Genomic DNA, 17,534 nt, shown 5'->3' on the forward strand with positions numbered 1-17,534 from the left:
AGGCTGCGCCTGCCACTTCTGACTTCGCGAAGTACCCTGATTCATAGCCCCAAAAAGCCACACCAACCGGGAGATAGCCCATGATCGATGGCCTGATGCTGAACCTGATTCGAGAAGCCTGCATGAACATCGTCATCCTCGCGGAGAACACCGAGGAAGCGGGTTTCGCCCGATCGATCATCACCCGCGAGGAAATCCGCAAGCAGCTGCACACCATCACCCAGACCGCGGCCAATCTGGCGCCGGAAACCCGCCAGGCATTGCCGAAGATCGACTGGGCGGGCTGGTCCGAGACCTGGCGACGCATGCAGATCGGCGGCAACGATGAGCACCATGCCATGTGGAATGCGGTGTGTATGCTCGCGCCCGCAACCCTGACATGGCTGCGGGTGTACCCTAAATACCAGCCTGATCTTTTTGTATTCAAACCCAACACCACCGCCTGCGGCGATGAACCGGACAAGGTGTGAACGGCAAGCGCTGTGGACAGGGTACGCGACGGAAGCGGCCGGCGCTGCATCCGACGGGACCGGCTTCGCGCATGCACGCGCGGTTGCAGGGCGGACCCTCAATGTCTCGCCTGTTACAAAGCGCGGTAATGCCCCACCGCAATCGTCAACATAATTACACGCATTCGGGTGTGGAATTTGGTGCCCGCGCCCGAACTCAATCTGCGAAACGGCCTCATCGCTGCCTCCAGGGTACGGCCTGCCTGAGCGCGGGCGGATCTTGAGCAACCCAACCAGGAACCGCCTTCCTGAATCCAGGCTTGGCACCATTTCTGCGTTACCAAGAGCAGCATCGAGACGGCGCCTCTAGCCTGGATCGCCCAGCGCAGACTGCCCGGTGTCGGCGGAATCCCGCCTTTCCTGCTTTTCGAACCCCTTGGACCAACACGATGAGGTGCGCGATGGATATCACAGCCGGCGACGGTCATAACTTTACCGCTTATCGAGCCGAACCGGCCGAAGCTCCCACGGCTGCCGTGATCGTTCTTCACGAGATTTTCGGCATCAACGCCAATATACGGCAGACCGCGGATGCCCTGGCCGAACTCGGCTATCTGGCCGTGGTGCCCAGCCTGTTTGATCGGGTACAAAAGGATGTGTCCCTGGGCTATGCGGCCGAAGCTGTACAGGAAGGATTGGACATCGTGAAGCAAATTCCGCTGGAAAAGAGCCTGGCGGATCTGCAGGCGACCGCCGAAGCGGTGGCATCCGCGGGCAAGGTAGGCGTGCTGGGCTTCGACTGGGGCGCGTTCGTGGCTTTCCATGCCGCCAACCGGGTCAGCGGCCTCGCGTGCGCCGTTGCCTATTACGGAGCCGGCATTCCCCATCAGACAGGCACCAAGCGGCGTATCCCCACCATGCTGCATTTCGGACGACTCGACCCTTACATCCCCATGGACTCGGTCGTCAATTTCCGCTTGGCCAGACCCGATGTCACGGTTTACGACTACCCGGCCGGGCACGGCTTCGCCTGTGCTGACCGGGACAGCTACGATGCCGATGCTGCCGCCAGAGCCTGGGCGCTCACGACCACCCTGTTCTCCCATCGCCTGGTGGCGCTTCCGGTGGTAACCCTGATCAATCAGGGCGCCTACGCTTCCAGCGGCGGTAAGGACAAAAAGAAGAAAAAGCTGGATCTGGAGGAACCCGTCGGCATATGAGGGTCATGGCTCTCGCAGAATGGTGGAGACGTGAATCAATATCTCGCACCGGGTTCCAGCCTTCGCACCGGCCGCAGGGCCAGGCTTGAAGCGTAAAGGGAGGTAGCTGAGGAAAAAGTCGCGGCCAGCGGAGCGCTGTTTTGGGATAAATGGCCAGCCGCGCAAAATAATGACAGGGAAGGAGGAGGAGACCCTGCCACGATCCCAGTTTATATCGCTTTTGCGTCTTGCATAGGCTTTCGCCATGGACAGTGTATTTCGATCTGCCGAGCCGAAATTGGCAGTCGGCACTTACATGGCCGCTGAGAACGCTCATTTCGACATTCTGGCCACCCACTTCGGCGAGGTGCGCGTGGCACGCCCGATCAAAATCGCATAAACCGCCAGCCCGGACCTGAGCGCTCACCAGTCAGTTGGCGACATGAACACAGTGCGGCCCCTATCCGGATGCTCCACGCGGTTTCGGCACCATGCACTATTGCCCGGCACGGTGCGATTTATCACTTCACCGGCTTTTCGGTAATTTTTCGCATCGCGGTGCTCGGAAATCCGCCTTACTATGTCCACCCGGTAGCGGCCTTCCCGTCCATTGCGGCGGTGAAAGCCCCTTGCGGGGCAGCCTTTCAATGCGATCAGGGAGAAGAGGCATGGATTTACCACTCATCCTGGCAGGACCGATTCTGCGGCGGACGGAACCGAATCTGGTATCGGTCTGGCTGGCCCTGCGGGAATCAGCGGACATCACGCTGTCCATCTGGGATGGCCTGCAGAGCCACAGCGAATCCATGCCGACTGCCCTCGCGAGCAGCGCGCCGCAGCGCAGCACCCGCCTGGGCAAGGCGCTGCATCTGGCGGTGGTCACGCTGGTTACGCCAGCACCCGGGCTGCAGCCGGGCCGCAATTACGCCTACGATCTCGCCATCAAGACCCAGGGCAACCCCCAGCCACAGACCTTGAACTCGTTGGGGCTGCTGGAGGACAAGCCGTTCAACTGGGACGATCCCGCCAGCTTTGCCAGCGCCCATCTGGCCCTGGGCTATGGCCAGGGGCAGTTGCCCAGCTTCGCCCTCCCGCCCAAGGATCTGGATCAACTGCGCCTGGTTTATGGCTCCTGCCGGTTGCCCTGCAATGATCATCTGGACGCCATGACCTGGATCGATGATCTCATCAGCCGGAGCCGCCCGGAAACTCCAGGCGCGGACGCCGATAGCCATGCCCTGAACCGCCCGCACCAACTGGTTCTGGGCGGCGATCAGATCTACGCCGATGACGTCGCGCCCGAGCAGATCTGGATCATCAACCGTCTGGCGCACCTGCTCATCAGCGGCGCCGGGGAGCACGGCATTCCCGGCCTGTCGGCGGGCCCCGTGGAAAACCTTTCGCTCCCGGCCAACCGGGTCAAAACCTTGATCCCGGATGAGGGGCCGACTCAGCAGCGACTGGCTGACAGCCTGGAACTGGGTTACGCGGCAAGCGATGAAACCGCGACGGGCGAAGTGCGGTTGCCCGCGGACTTGGCGCATTTTCCTCCGGGTGGCCGGCTGGACCTGCTGCAGATCGAAGCGCGCATGACGAGCAGCGACGGCCACAGTCATCTGCTCTCCTTCGGCGAGTTCGCCGCGATGCATATCCTGGTCTGGTCCAATGCCTGTTGGCTGCCCGAGTTCTGGCCGGCAAAGGCCGATCTGCTCAGCGGGCGCGTCCAGAGTGCAAACCGCCCTGAGACGGTCGCCATCACCGCCCGCACCCTGGCCGACACCCAAGCCTGGGGAGACAACAGTTTCACCTTCCCGTCGGCGATAAGGCCCGCGGTTCCGGACAAGACCAGTAGTCCCCCGGACATCGAGTGGCAGGACTATCTCCTGCAGAAGCTGGCGGAAGCCACCGGCTTGGCGGCGCTGACCCGGCGCGGCGAGGTCATGGCGTCGGACTTGAAGGACGTCAAGGCGAAGTCGGATGCCGAATTCGACTGGCAAGACCATATTTCCAAGGTCTTGCACGATGCCGTCCAGAAGGAATTCCCGGCCTGGGCCGATGACCTGCCCGCACCGCCAGGCTTTACCCTGCGCAACCGCAAGGGCGGCGCCGACAGCCTGGCGCCCCTGGCCAAACGCCTGGAAGAGTCCACCGAGACGGGCCTCTGGATGAGCCTGGTCAATCTGGACCGGCATCATCGCCTGCTGCGCCGCTTCGTCATGGGCCTGCCCAAGGTCCGGCGCGCGCTGGCCAATGTGCCCACCTACATGATCTTCGACGATCACGATGTCACTGACGACTGGTTCCTCAATCCGGTGTGGTGCAAGCAGGTGCTGGAAGCGCCGCTGGGAAGGCAGATCGTCCGCAATGGCATGGCCAGCTACGCGGTGTTCCAGGATTGGGGCAACAATCCCCTGCGCTACCAGGATGACGATCCGCAGGCCGCGCCGCCGCAGCTGCTCAAACAGATCGCCGCGCTGTTCGCCGATTCCACCGGGGAATGGCCGGTCGCCGCCGCAGCCACGGAAATCGACAAGCTCCTGGGCCTGAATGAGCGCCAGCAGCTCACCCTGAATGCCACCAACCCGCCCATGCGCTGGCATTTCCGGGTCGACGGTCCGGCCCATGTGCTAGCGGCTCTGGACAATCGCACCCGCCGCAGCTACGTCACCCGCCAAGGCCCGCCCGGGAATGTGGCCAAGGAGGCCCAGGCCGAACAGATCCCGGCCGCCCCCCTGGACAACGGCCGCCTGCTGATCTTGGTTGCGCCGCTGCAGGTGCTGGCTCCGTCCGTGTTCGACGAAATCGTCGCCCCGGCCTCCTACCGGCTGTTCGATGCCTTTGGCGCCGCACCCGACAAGCCCAAGGGTCGCGGCGGTGAGTTCATGGTCGGCACCAACCCGGACGCCATCGAAGGCTGGGCGCTGGATGTCGCCACCTTCGAGGCCCTGCTCAAGCGGCTCGCGGCCCACAAGCGGGTTCTGCTGCTGTCGGGCGATGTGCACTACAGCGCGGCCACCCAGATGAGCTACTGGCTAAAGGACCAGGCGGAACCCGCCCGACTGGTTCAGTTCACCAGCAGCGGCATCAAGAACGTAATGCCCCAGTACCTGACCGTGGTCGACCGCAGCCTGGCATTTGCCCAGGAATTGATACGCTCCGACGTGGGTGCGGACCGCATGGGCTGGAACGATGGCGCCGCCAACGCCATCGAGTTTGCCGAGGGCAGGAAGGAAGCCGATCTGCCGTCGGTGCTGCGCAAGCGCATGCGCCGCAAGCCGGCCATGCTGCCCACCCACGGCTGGCCGGAACAGAAAGAACCCAGCGACCCGCAGCGGCGATACAGCCGGGTACGCTCCGATCACCGGCCCGACTGGTCATGGTGCCTGAGCCCCGTGTTCGACCTGCGTCCCGACGCCGAGCGGCCGGAGGCGATGCGTCCAAAGGGCATCGACACGACGCCGGACATCGCCAAGCAGATCAAGGCCGGCGCTGATCCCGCCCAGGCCTATCGGCGCATCGCCGCCCGCCATCAGGCGCAGTTGGACAAGCTGGGTAATGCCCGTCAGCTCCTGTTCCGCAGCAATATTGCCCTGGTGCGCTTTGAGCGGGTGGACGGCAAACTCTGGGCCGTCCAGGAGCTTTACAGCGTGGTCCCCGACCCCTCGGCCAATCCAGTGACGAATCCGCCCTTTAAGGAAGAGGGCGTCCTGGATTTCGGCAAACTGCCCAAACCCCAATGCCTGGTGCTGCAACGGGCATCCCTGGACCCGCTTGCTGACGAGCAGCGCCCCGAGGCCAAGCCCCTGAAAAGCGGGCTTGCCGAACCCGCCTGAGGACCTGCCCATGGCCAGCGAACTGAATTTCGTGCAGGGACTGCTCAGTGGAGCAACCGACTTTACCGGCTGGGCCGAAGAGGTCCTGGCCGATGCGGAGGCCCGCGAAGCCCTGCTGAAAGACCTGGGACTGGAAGGCATCGGCAGCAGTGTGGCGCCCCATGTGCCGGACGATCTGAAGCAGCGGCTCAAGGCCTTCGGCGAGCTCGATCATCCCCAGTTGACGGATTATCGGGAGGCCCTGCAGGACATGCACGCGGTTCTGGAGTGCTTCCGCGAGATGCTGCGGGTGGGCGAGTTGGACGACGTCGCCTTCCTGGAGGAAACCTTCGATTTCATGCTGAACGTGCTGGCCAGCAGCTATGCGCGGGACCGCGCGCCCAAGGTCTATTTCATCGCCCAGGTCATCCAGTTTGCCTTCGACAACCTGTCCCATTATGGCGAAGGCGATAATTCCTTCACCCGCGCCTTCTGGGGACTGGTCGGCCTGTTCGGCCACCTGCTGACGGGTCCTGGCGATGCCCACTGGGAACTTGTGACCGAAGAGGAAGCCGGCAACTGGTCTTTCGGGCTGCGCATCCTGGCGGGCCTGCTGGTTTTCTTCGACAAGCTCGGTCCCAAGATCGGCCTCGGCCGCGCCGGCGACCTGCCCACCATCGACGTGCTCTACGGCTGGGACAGCCTGCCTCAACTCTGGCCCAAGCCGGCAGACGCCAGCCAGCCACCGCGCAAGCCCATCGCCGACAGCGTGTCCGGCCGCATGCTCACGGTGCGGTTGTGGAACCAGTCCCGCGACGACCTGGCCAGCGCCGACGAAGCCGCCGCCGCGACCCTCAGCCTGGCCCTGGTGCCGCAAGACCAGGGGGGACGCGGCCTGTTCATCAGTCTCGGCGGCGACTACCGGACGATCTATCCCATCAACGACCGCTGGGAACTGGTGACGAAGCTGGATGGCCGCTCCAACCTGAGCGTTCTGCTCAGCGCCGACCACCCAAGCGACCTCGCCGGGCCTGACCTGAAGGACAACGCCATCGTGTTCGGCATCCGTTCGCGCCCAAAGCCGGACGGAACGCCACTGCTGGCCTTGCCGGATGCCGAAGGCACGCACCTGGCCATCGGACAATGGCTGAGCTTCGTGTCGGTTAACGGGGGCCAGTTTGAAATCCAGACCCTGTTCCAGGATTGCAGCTTGCAATTGGATACCTCCAAGCTCGACGGTTTCCTGTCCTCTCTGATCCCCGGCGGCACGCAGAAGACGGACTTCAGCTTCGGCGCAGGCTGGTCGACCCGGCGCGGCTTTTTCACCACCGGCCAGTTGCCGTCCCTGAGTCCAAAGACGTCCCCAGCCGGGCAGCCCAAGCCGCTGGCCCTGGCGAAAAGCGCAGCGCCAGTCCCGGAAGCCGATCCCTTCGACATGGCGCAACTGGAATCCCTCGCAGCCCGCCGCGATGGCCGCGGCGTGGAAATTCCGCTGCTGACCCGCAAATCCCTGCCAGGTCTCACGATCGACGAGACCGCCATCCGCATCCGCATGCGCGGCTCGTCGGAGGAGCCCGCCATCGCGGTGGCAGCCGAACTGTCGCTGACCGCCAGCATCGGCCCGGTCATCGTCCATGTGGAAGACCTCGGCCTCCAGTTCGACCTGGCGCGTTTCAAGGACACCTCGCGCGCCAATCTGCATTTCGCCCATCTGGACTTGGACCTGAGCACGCCCACGGCCATCGGCCTGCTGATCGATACCCCGCAGATTCGCGGTGGCGGCTTCCTGAAACTGGACGCGGACGCGCACCAGTACGCCGGGATGTTCGACCTCACCCTGTCGGACCTCACCACGGTCAAGGCCATCGGCCTGCTCAACACGCGCTTGCCGGACGGCTCTCGCGGTTACTCCCTGGTGGTCATCATCACGGCCCAGGGCTTCGCCCCCATTCAGCTGGGCATGGGCTTCACGCTGACCGGCATCGGCGGCCTGCTGGGCATCCATCGCAGCGCACGCACGGAACAACTGCGGGAGGGCATCCGCAACGGCACCCTGGGTTCCGTGCTGTTCCCGCAGGATCCCATCCGCCAGGCGGCACGCATCCTCAGCGACCTGGGAAGGGTCTTCCCGCCGGTGCGTGGCCGTCACGCCTTTGGCCCCATGGTGGAGATTTCCTGGGGCACGCCGCGCTTGCTGAGCCTGCAACTGGCAATCCTGCTGGAACTGCCGGAACCGGTCCGGTTGCTGGTGCTGGGTCGGCTGGCGGCGGACCTGCCCAGCGCGGATCATTCCCTGGTGCGGCTGCGCATGGACGCCATCGGCCTGGTCGATTTCCAACGGGACAGCGTCTCACTGGATGCCACCCTCTACGACTCCCGCATCCTCGATTTCGTCCTCACCGGCGACATGGCCCTGCGCGCCCAATGGGGCCGGCAGCCCACATTCCTGCTGGCGGTGGGCGGCTTCAACCCGCGCTTTCTGCCGCCGGCGGACTTCCCCAGACTGGGCAGGCTGGCACTGAGCCTGGGGGACACCGGGAGCCTGCGCCTGCGCTTCGAGGCCTACCTGGCGCTGACCTCCAACACGGTCCAGTTCGGTGCCGCGGTTGACCTGCGTTACCACGCGGGCAAACTGGAACTGGCCGGGCACCTGGGATTCGACGCCCTGTTCCAGTTCGAACCCTTCGCCTTCGTCGCCGACCTGGGCGCCATGGTGGTGGTGAAATACCGCGGCTACACCTTGCTCGGCATCAAGCTGGACATGACGGTCTCGGGTCCCGCGCCTTGGTTCGTGCGCGGCACGGCCCGCTTCAAGATCCTGTTCTTCAGCAAGTCGGTGGACTTCAGCCACCGTTTCGGCCATCAGGCTCCACCGCCTTTGCCCCCCGCCATCGACGTGCTGCCCCTGCTCGTGCAAGCCGCCGCCGACCGGCGCAACTGGAGCACAGCTCTGCCCGCTGGCGTCGCGTCCACCGTCAGTTTCGCGGTAGCCGCAGGCGAGGATGCGCGGGTCCACCCCCTGGCGGCGGTCAGCCTGCATCAGCGCGTGGTTCCACTTCGAACCCATATTTCCCGCTTCGGCAACTCCCCCTTGGCGGGTGGTCCGCAGCGATTCGACCTGGAAGCCCGCAGCGGCGCCGCCGAGCTGCGCCACAGCTATCGCCAAGACGCCTTCGCCCCCGCCCAGTTCAATGCCATGAGCGACGATGAAAAGCTCAGCAGCCCTGCCTTCGCCCAATACGACGCGGGGCTGGCCCTGGGCGATGGGGACGTGTCCTTTGGCGAGTTGTTCGCCGATGACGCCGGCTTTGACTATGAAACCCTGATCATTGACCCGTCCCGCCCCGCGGGCACGCCCGCCCCGAAAGAAAAAGGCTATGCCCTGTTGCAAGCCAACCTGGATGCCCTCATCGACCTGGGAGCCGCGGGACAGGCGGCGGCGAGGCGGCGTGCAGGACTATCGGCCGCGGCAGGTCCGGCCGGTCGAATGGCAGTCAGGCGCTGAGGAGAACCCCATGGCTGAGCAAGCAAAGGCGCGATTTCTCACCTATTCCTGGCTGCGCCAGGGTTTGTTGGCCGGTCTCGGAAACGACCAGGCCCTGGTGCTCAAGCGCGACCACCTGAGCCTGCCCCTGACGGTCTCGGTCAATGCTCAGGCCACCTCGGTCAACCTGGATCTCTATGGTCCGGGCGATGTCACCGGCATCGATCGCAGCGAGATCATCCGCATCGAGCCGGCTGTCGGGAACGGCGGCTTCGAACCCAACCTGTTTCCGCTGATCGAGTTCGACCGGCCTGATTTTCCCTGGCTGTTCACGCCCGCGGCGGCGGGGGCCGGTAGCACTCTGTCGCCCTGGCTTTGCCTGGTCGCCATACCCCAGGCGCGAGCGCGCCTCGCCGTCGGCGGCGAACAGCTCCTGCCCAGGCTCACGTGCCCGCGCGGCGAACTGCCCGATCTGCGGGAAGCCTGGGCCTGGGCCCACGCCCAGGTCACGCCGGCGGCCGCCAGTTCCGATGTGCCCGGCGCCAGCGAGCTGAGCGCCATCCTTGCCAGCCAGCCCCAGCGCAATCTGTCCCGCCTCATCTGCCCCCGGCGCCTGCAAGCGGAGACCGGGTATCTGGCCTGCCTGGTGCCCGTCTACGAATGCGGGCGCAGGAGCGGTCTGGGCCTGCCGCCGGTGGACGACCAGGCCGATCCGCTGGCCCACGCCTGGACTTTCGACTCAAGGGACCCGAGTGAGGTGGAACTGCCGGTTTACTTCCACTGGTACTTCAACACCGGATCGAAAGGCGATTTCGAGCTATTAGCCAGCCAGCTCAAACCGCTGGATGCGTCGCCGAGCTTGGGCGTGCAGCCCATCGATGTGAGCGCGCCGGGCTGGGGCATGCCGTCCAGCACGGCGCAGCCGGTCTTGGACTTCCAGGGTCCTTTGCTGGCCGACGGCGCCATCGAAGGCCGCGGTCCCGCGCCTTCCTTGCAGGAAGCCTTGCGCGCACTGCTCAACCTCAATGCGGACGCCGGCGCTGCGCCAACCCTCACCCCTCCCCTTTACGGCCAGCATTACCTTGGGCTGCATGCGGTGCCCGCGCTCAGCGACCCGCCCGGCTGGTTTGCCGAGTTGAACCTGGACCCGCGCTACCGGGCCGCCGCCGGCCTGGGCGCGGATGTGATACGCCGTGAGCAGGACAGGCTGGTGGCAGAAGCCTGGGAACAGCTGGCCGCCCATTATCAGCGCACGGGCAATGCCACACTGGCGGGTTCCGGAGCACAGCCTGAATCCCTCGCGCAGACTCTCGCCCGGCCACGGCCCCTGGAGCGCATCCAACGCGCGCGCCTGGCGGCTGAGCTGAGCGAAAGCCTGAAGCACCGTCAGCTGTCCGGCGTGAACGCAGCGCGCATGTTGCAGCTGACCGGGATGCAGCCAGAGGAAAAGGGATTCGCGCCGCCCGAGACGTTCTCCCGGCTCCTGACGGACAGCCAGTCCGCGGCTTTCCGCCGGCTGACCCGGAGCGGAGGCCCTCTATCGGGGCGCTTGCGGCGCCTGGGTCAGGCATCTCCGGGGCAGGCCTATTTATACGACGGCCCGGCGAATCCGCAGGAGCCGGCGATGGCTCTGCAGGTGAGGGCGCAATTTCGTGCGCTGGATGCCCGCGGCAGCCTCCTGCGCGAGCGCATAAAGCCAGGCGACGGGGTACGCGCGTCCCTGGAAAAAGAACACCTGGCGGCGGACAGCGTGGAGTCGCCGGGCTTCGCACCGCGTTTCGAGCGCCCCATGTACGAGACCTTGCGCACGGCCCACCGTGACCTACTCCTGCCCGGCTTTCAAAGCGTGGCCAACGAATCCGTCACTCTGCTGCAGGCCAACCAGCGCTTCATCGATGCCTATATGGCCGGACTCAACCACGAAATGGGCCGCGAACTGCTTTGGCGCGGTTATCCTTCGCCGGCCGATGCCACCTTCTTCACCCGTTTCTGGGACCGCACGGGCTGCATGGGCGCGACGGCGGACGATATCCAGCCCTTGGCGGACTGGCATTTGGCGAGCCGCCTGGGTGATCACGGCACCGGCAGCAGTTCGGCGCCCCTGGTTCTTCTGGTTCGCGGAGAACTCATGCGGCGCTATCCGCGCGCCCTGGTCTATGCGGTCCAGGCGGGCAAGGACCCTTTAACTCAGGAGCGCAGACCCCTAGGCCCAGAAGCATGGCCCAGTTTCCGCGCCAGCCTGGATGTGGATCAACTGCTGTTCGGCTTCGACCTGAAAGCCAGCCAGGTCAGCGGCGGCGGGCCAAGCTCCGCCGATTTGGGCTGGTTCTTCATCATTCAGGAACAACCCACCGAGCCCCGCTTCGGGCTGGACGAAGCCGCCCCCGGGCCCCACGGGAAGTTCACCGCGGCCCAAGCGAGCTGGCGAAACCTGTCCTGGGCCCATCTCGACGCGGAGCCGGCCGACGGCCGTCCACGGCCTTACCTGTGGCTGGAGACGAGCTTCAAGGACTTGCTCCTGGAGCGCGCCCAATGGGGCAAGAGCTCCGCGGCAATGGCCTTCATCGTCCGCCAGAAGCCATTTCGGGTCGCCATCCACGGCAGCGTCTGGGTGCCGCCTCCCGCTTAGACTCAGGAGCGAAAGCATGTCGTACCTCAATTCCGAGCGAACTCGGTTCCAGCAGCAAAAGCAGGCAGCCGAGGCCCGCATCGCCGCCCTTCAGCCGCAATTGAGCCAATTGGAGCAATTGCGCCAGCAAAGGTCCGCCCTGAACCCTGCCTTGCAACAGGCGCAGGCGGCGGTTGCCCAGAGTCAGGGCGACTTTGACGCCAAACAGCAGCAGGTGGCGGACATCGAGCAGTCCATCCTGGATGCCCAGGAACCGGATCAGGAACTCCCCCGCCGCGGCGGCATCCCGATACGCCGGATTTCGCCCGTCCTGCAGGAACTGAAGCGCAAGCTAGTACAGGCCAAGGCGGAAGCCAATGCGGCCAAGGTCCGGCTCGATCAGGCCCGGGCGCAACTGGCGAGCGTGCAGGCGGAAGCGCAGCGGCTCGACGGTTTGATCGCAGGGATCATCAACTCGGGCCTCGATTCGCAGCTGAAGCTGGCTCAGGACGACTCTGCCCTGGCTGGCAGCCAGTTGGCGGCACTGGAGGCCGATCTGGCCCTGTTGATGCAGGATCCCCTGGACCGCCCTGCGCTGGAGCAGATCGCGGGGGTCTGGAGTGACAGGGCGGGAGAATTGGACCTGCGCATATTCGACCTCGAGGCACAGGTGTATGAGATGACACGCGCCCGGGCCGCCCTGGTCGCCGAAGCCACCGCCGTTCAGGCCAGCCTCGCCAGCGCCATGGAGGAGTTCAATTCGGCCAGCGCAGCGCTTGCGGATGCCGAATCGGCCTATCAGGAACTTCAGAATGAGCTGAACAGTATCCCCGACGGAGGCGAAATTCCATGAGAAACATCGGTGATGGCTCGATCCCGCCGAGCCGCCGTCCCGGGCTGGTCAAGCTGATCAGACGCAATGATCCGCTGGTCATGCAATTGGTCGCGGCCCGCCGGCGCCTGCAGCGCGCCACCGCGGCACGGGATCGCCTGCAGGCGCGCAGCACCGCCTTGGCTGCCGAAATCGCCAGCCTGGACCAGCGCATAAGCGCCAATAACACGGAGGCCGAACGCCTGCGCCCCGATGCCTTGGAGTTCGCCCAGGCGCGCGACGCCGCCACCGCCAGGCTGCTGGGACGGCCGGCCCAGGATGGCCCGGTATCCACCGCCCTGCCCCTGCTGCTGCTTCCGGTACGGCTGGAGACCCGCTTCATGACCCGGGCGGAAGGCACCGAGTTGTGGCTGCGCATCTACCCCGACGATATCCACGTGACGGACCATGAGCCTCGCCTAACGGAGATGGAGCGCCAATGGGGCGAGAATTACTGGAACCAGTTGCAATCCGGTGTTGGCGGCGATCTGGCGCAACGCGCGTGGCAGCAGCTGCAAGGTCAGTTCGGACCGCGCCGCGCCGCCTGGATCGCGCGCTCGACCCGGCCCGGCAGCCCGCAGGCGGAAATACGCGGTACTCCCTGGGGACGTGCACCGCAGGCTGAAGCCCTGCCGGACCGCTTCGTGGCTGTCGGCTTCAGCGACGAACGGCCGGTGTTCACCTCCTGGGGCCGGACGATTCCCGACACCCTGGATGTGGGGCTCGATCCCGATGCCGAGGAGGACGAATCTCCCGCAGGCATGCCGCCGGTAAGCAAGGGTCTGCGCTGGCTGGTGGATTTCGACGAGGCCGTGGCCCAGGGCATGGCCATGCGCATTCCGCTGGGCCCTGAGCTGGCCAGCCGCGGACTCGACCGCCTGCTGGTCCTGGGCCTCAAAACCAGCATCGGCGATTCCAGCACCGTCCAGCTGCAGGCGCTGCTGGAATCGCACCGCTACAGCAGCGGGCTGGACCTCCTGGCGGCGGGCACGCCCACCAATAATTCGGAAGCGGAAGCCTCCGCCTTCAACTCCCAGGCGGAATCCGATACCCCCGTCTGGATGGACGAAAGCGCCAGCTTGCCCGCGGATTCACGGGGCGGGCGGCTCGCCCGGGCGCTGGGCCTTGAGTCGGACGCGTTTGCCGCGCTGAAAGGCGCCAAAGAAGCGGAGCACGAACCTTGCCGCATGATGCAGCAACTGCTCTGGGAGGTACTGTCCGCCCCGCTGAAGAGCGATATGATTGCTTCCGGAGGCGATGGCGCCGCCCTAGGCCGCCATTTCGCCGAATTCGTCCGTGCCATGGGGCCCCTGGCGCCGCTTAGAGTCGGCAGCCAGCCCTACGGTATCCTGCCGGTCACCAGCCTCATGCGCTGGAATGTGGGCGAGCAGGACAGTGCCGGAAAGCTGGCCGCCTGGTGGCGCAGCAACCGCCTGAACTGGAGGGGCATCGCCGCCAGCACGAAGGCGTTCGACGACAGCGAAGGCGCGCTCGCGCCATTGGATCATGGGGCGGGCAGCCGGCAGGAGATCGTCAGTGGCGAACGCAAGGAGAAGCCTCCCGAGCCGACCGCTTTCCTGTCCTTCCTAAAAGGCCTAGTGCTACACGCCCTCTCCCGAGCCGATGCGCGGGCCCAAGCGGCGCTGGCGGCCCTGCCGGAGGAAACCCGGCTGCGGCTGGCCGCCGACGCGCTGGACGCGCTGGCATATCGGGCCGACGCCTGGGCCACCTCGCTGGCGACTTCCAGGCTGTCCCAGTTGCGGGAGAGTCAAGCAAACGGACTGTGCATCGGGGCCTATGGGTGGCTGGAGCAACTGCGCCCGGCGCCGCCCCTGACACCAGTGGATTCAGACGGTGCGCCGCTGTGGAAAGCTCCGGCCAATCACGGCCACTTCCAGGCGCCCTCCCTGGCCCAGGCGGCCGCGGCCTGTCTGTTGCGCAGCGGCTTCGTGGATGACGAACTGGCGCCCCGGGACGAGGCGAATGCCTTCGCCGTGGACCTGTCCTCGGCGCGGGTGCGGCGCTCCCTCTGGCTACTGGATGGCGTGCGCCAGGGTCAATCCTTGTCCACCCTGCTGGGCTACCGTTTCGAGCGCACCCTGCACGAACGAGGGCTGGACGTTTATATCGACCGATTCCGGCGTCTGCTGGCGCTGTCGGGGGGTTCCCGGCTGAGCGAACTGCTCTCCCGGCTCAGGGCCATTCAAGGGGAGTGGCAGGTTTTGCAGAGCCTGGAACTCAAGGTGGAAGCCCTGACCGCGGAGCAGACAGCGGCGCGCGGGGCGCAGGCGCAACTGCAGGCCGAGCTGGCCCTGCATCAGTCCGTCATAGACACCATCCAGCATCTGCCGGCACGCGCGCAGTTACTTCAAAACGAGGCTGCGCAGTTCCTGCAGCAGGCGGCGCAGCTCAATGCCCCCCGGACTCCCAGTTCGACCCAGGCCGGACAGCTGCGCATCCTCGAACCGGCGGATGTGGAAGCCCAGGAGCAGACGCGCCAGACCCTGGAAGATCAAGCCGCGAACAAGCAACTCGAAGCCAGCGCGGTAAGCGCCCAATTCAATGCCGCGGCTGCGGGCCTGACCCAGGCCCGAGGCGCGCTGGCAATGCTGCAGGACCCTGCCCGGCCCGCATCGGTGACGGCACTGGCCGGGCGCATCGCTGCGCTGGACAACGCGCTCGTAGAATCCAAAGCGACGGTAAAAGGGCTACAAGGGCAACGGATCCCGGAACGCAGGCAAGCCATCGTGGCGGAACTGACCGAGCAGATCCGGAAGATCTGGAATGATGCAGGCGCCGCGGCCGTTGGCAGGATCACCGATGGACTGGAACTGCGGCGTCGCTGGCAGCTGGCCCACGCCGAGGCCGGCGCGCCGCACTGGTCGGTCGCGACGATCCCCTTCGGCGCGGCCGAGCTGGGCTTCCCCGGAGTGGGCTCGGCCGAGTACCAGAGACTCCTGGCGGTTCTGGCGGATTTGGACGATCTGGTAGACGGGGTCAGCGACGTCTTGACAGCGGAAAGCGTCTACCAACTGGTCCAGGGCAATCCCCTGCGCGCCGGAGCCAGCCTCGAAGCCATCGCCACGGGCTCGGTGCCTCCGCCAGACCTGGAGATGGTGCGGACACCCCGCAGTGGCGTGAGCCTCTGCCACCGCTTCATCTGCCTGATGCCCCTGGGCGGAACCGGCACCAGCGCGATATGGCCGGGCAGCGAGAACCCCCGTGTGCTGGCGGAACCCCGCCTGAATGCCTGGCTCGCGCAGCAACTGCCGGACCCCGCCAAGATCGCCTGCCGGGTGGTGTACCGACGGGATCAGACCGCATTCGCGGCCCGGGAGGTGACGCTTCTGGAACTTGGGCTTTCGCCGCTGGATTACCTGTACTTGACGGAGGGAGACGAGAAGCCGCAGCAATCAGAGCTGGAGCAGCGGGTGGCCGAGGCGGCGCTGCGCCAGCTTCCAGCCGGGGTTCCCGCGGATGCCGCTTTGGAACTGGGGTTCGGCCGCGGCGAAAACTGGCCGCTGGAGCGGCGCAGCTTCGCCGAGTTCCTGGAAATGCTGCGCGCCTTACGCCAGCTTGTATTGTCGGCCCGGCCGCTTCTGACCCAGGATCTGGCTCTGCCCGGCGCGGCAGACACGACGGATGAGCTGGACCTGGCGGAACTGCGCCAGCGCATCGCTAAAGCTGTCCAGGCTTTACAGACGCGGCGCGATGCCTTGGAAGCGCTGCTGGCCTTGCCTGAACCATCTTCCGAACAGCTGCGCTTGGCGCTGCTCGCCGCCTCTGAGCTGGGGGTCGCGGGAACGATGCCCGCCGCGGTGCTGGACCCGGAGGCAGCCCTACCCGCGCTGCGTCAACAGTCGGAATCAGCCCTGCGCACGCTGGATGAGCGCCTGCGGCAGCTGGCGGAAGCAGGGTCCGCGGAGAACGCCGATCCGAACACCGCCTTTCAGGCGGAGGCGTCGCGGCTGGATCAGGTGTTTGGCGCCGAGTTCCGCGTTCTGCCCTTGATTCGGTTCCGTGACGCGACGCTTCAGTCCAGTTTCGACGACAGTCTCGGCCTTCAGGACGGAAAGCCCCTCGCGGCTACCGACTGGGCCCAGACCGCAGGCAAGGTGCGGGACGGCCTCTCCCGCTGGAACACGGTCCAGTTGTACGGCGAAACCCTGGGGGTAGCGGCTGACCTTCGAGTCGGTCAGCTTCCCTACAAGGCCGGTGATCGCTGGATCGCCTTGCCCTTTGCCGGCGCCCTGCCTCAGGGCCGGCTTTCCCTGGTCGTCCAAAGCCCAACGGCAGACCCGATCCGTCTGGAGACCGGCGTAGCTGGCCTGTTGGTGGAAGAATGGACCGAAATCGTCCCGCACCAGCAGGAGCAGACCGGGTTGGGATTTCATTTCGACCAACCCAACGGCGCGCCGCCAAACAGCCTGCTGCTGGCGGTGGCGGGCGATAATCGACCCGTCTGGGATCTGGACAGCCTCACCACCATCCTCAATGAGACCCTGGACCTGGCCAAGATCCGCACCGCACCAGCCGAAGGCGCGCGTGAAGAGGTCTGGATTCGCGACAGCCTGCCGGGGCGCGCGCGCCTGTTCGCCGACAACGATGCCTGGAGTTGGACCCATCGCAATCCAAGACCACCCAACAGCCGCGCGGCGCATCAATCGGCTCTGGCTGCGGGCAAACATCAGCACTTTTTCGACAACGCGGCAGATCCCCTGTATCCCGCCGCGGGCGACCGCTTGTTCGTCTATGTCTATCTGGACCCCGCGCACCCGCCCCGGACAGTCATGCTGCAATGGAATTGCAGCGACAAACCGGACCAGGCGGATTGGGAGCACCGCGCCTACTGGGGCGAAAACCTGATCGACTGGGGCCAGGACGGCACGCCCAGCCGACGGCCACAAGGACCCTTGCCACCGCTAGGACGCTGGTGCCGCCTGGAAGTGCCGGCGAACGAGGTTGGGGTGGCGGGCCGGCCAGTATCCGGGATGGCCTTTAGCTTGTTCGATGGCCGCGCCAGCTGGGGCACGGCGGGACGCCTGACAGGCCACGATGGGCCGCAGGCGGCCACATGGGTCAGTTACGAATCCGTGAATGCAGGGGGTTGA

8 protein-coding genes are annotated in these 17,534 nt (G+C 65.7%); all 8 read left to right on the forward strand.

Annotation, left to right across the window (positions count from 1 at the left end):
- Window positions 1–80: 80 nt before the first annotated feature.
- The 8 genes from EK23_RS06285 (at window position 81) to EK23_RS06315 (ending at window position 17,534) form a co-directional block, all read left to right on the forward strand.
- Window positions 81–470, forward strand: a complete 390-nt coding sequence (locus EK23_RS06285) for a hypothetical protein (RefSeq protein ID WP_052807975.1) — start codon at window positions 81–83, stop codon at window positions 468–470.
- A 440-nt stretch (window positions 471–910) separates the two neighbouring features.
- Window positions 911–1,669 (forward strand): dienelactone hydrolase family protein, encoded by a 759-nt coding sequence (locus EK23_RS06290; protein ID WP_052807976.1) that lies wholly within the window; start codon window positions 911–913, stop codon window positions 1,667–1,669.
- A gap of 244 nt (window positions 1,670–1,913) precedes the next feature.
- The gene (locus tag EK23_RS24440; protein WP_268748165.1) at window positions 1,914–2,048 is read left to right on the forward strand and encodes a hypothetical protein; all 135 of its coding nucleotides are present in this window, start codon (window positions 1,914–1,916) and stop codon (window positions 2,046–2,048) included.
- A gap of 268 nt (window positions 2,049–2,316) precedes the next feature.
- Entirely contained in the window at window positions 2,317–5,481 is a 3,165-nt protein-coding gene (locus EK23_RS06295; RefSeq protein WP_045224495.1) for a metallophosphoesterase family protein, read from the forward strand.
- Window positions 5,482–5,491: 10 nt separating this feature from the next.
- Window positions 5,492–8,965, forward strand: a complete 3,474-nt coding sequence (locus EK23_RS21555) for a DUF6603 domain-containing protein (protein WP_145998573.1) — start codon at window positions 5,492–5,494, stop codon at window positions 8,963–8,965.
- Window positions 8,966–8,975: 10 nt separating this feature from the next.
- Window positions 8,976–11,573: a hypothetical protein gene (locus EK23_RS06305; protein WP_145998574.1), complete on the forward strand. Its 2,598-nt coding sequence runs from the start codon at window positions 8,976–8,978 to the stop codon at window positions 11,571–11,573.
- Between the two features lie 16 nt (window positions 11,574–11,589).
- Window positions 11,590–12,405, forward strand: a complete 816-nt coding sequence (locus EK23_RS06310; protein WP_045224497.1) for a coiled-coil domain-containing protein — start codon at window positions 11,590–11,592, stop codon at window positions 12,403–12,405.
- Window positions 12,402–17,534 carry a hypothetical protein gene (locus EK23_RS06315; RefSeq protein WP_045224498.1) on the forward strand — a complete coding sequence of 1,711 codons (5,133 nt, stop codon included), beginning with the start codon at window positions 12,402–12,404 and terminating at the stop codon, window positions 17,532–17,534. The genes EK23_RS06310 and EK23_RS06315 overlap by 4 nt, the downstream gene beginning before the upstream one ends.

Source organism: Methyloterricola oryzae (genome assembly GCF_000934725.1).
GTDB lineage: Bacteria > Pseudomonadota > Gammaproteobacteria > Methylococcales > Methylococcaceae > Methyloterricola > Methyloterricola oryzae.

Bases quoted from the DNA above. Each gene is read 5' to 3' on its own strand.
- EK23_RS06310 (WP_045224497.1), top strand. From the start codon at position 11,590: ATGTCGTACCTCAATTCCGAGCGAACTCGGTTCCAGCAGCAAAAGCAG.
- EK23_RS06315 (WP_045224498.1), top strand. From the start codon at position 12,402: ATGAGAAACATCGGTGATGGCTCGATCCCGCCGAGCCGCCGTCCCGGG.
- EK23_RS06305 (WP_145998574.1), top strand. From the start codon at position 8,976: ATGGCTGAGCAAGCAAAGGCGCGATTTCTCACCTATTCCTGGCTGCGC.
- EK23_RS06285 (WP_052807975.1), top strand. From the start codon at position 81: ATGATCGATGGCCTGATGCTGAACCTGATTCGAGAAGCCTGCATGAAC.
- EK23_RS06295 (WP_045224495.1), top strand. From the start codon at position 2,317: ATGGATTTACCACTCATCCTGGCAGGACCGATTCTGCGGCGGACGGAA.
- EK23_RS21555 (WP_145998573.1), top strand. From the start codon at position 5,492: ATGGCCAGCGAACTGAATTTCGTGCAGGGACTGCTCAGTGGAGCAACC.
- EK23_RS06290 (WP_052807976.1), top strand. From the start codon at position 911: ATGGATATCACAGCCGGCGACGGTCATAACTTTACCGCTTATCGAGCC.
- EK23_RS24440 (WP_268748165.1), top strand. From the start codon at position 1,914: ATGGACAGTGTATTTCGATCTGCCGAGCCGAAATTGGCAGTCGGCACT.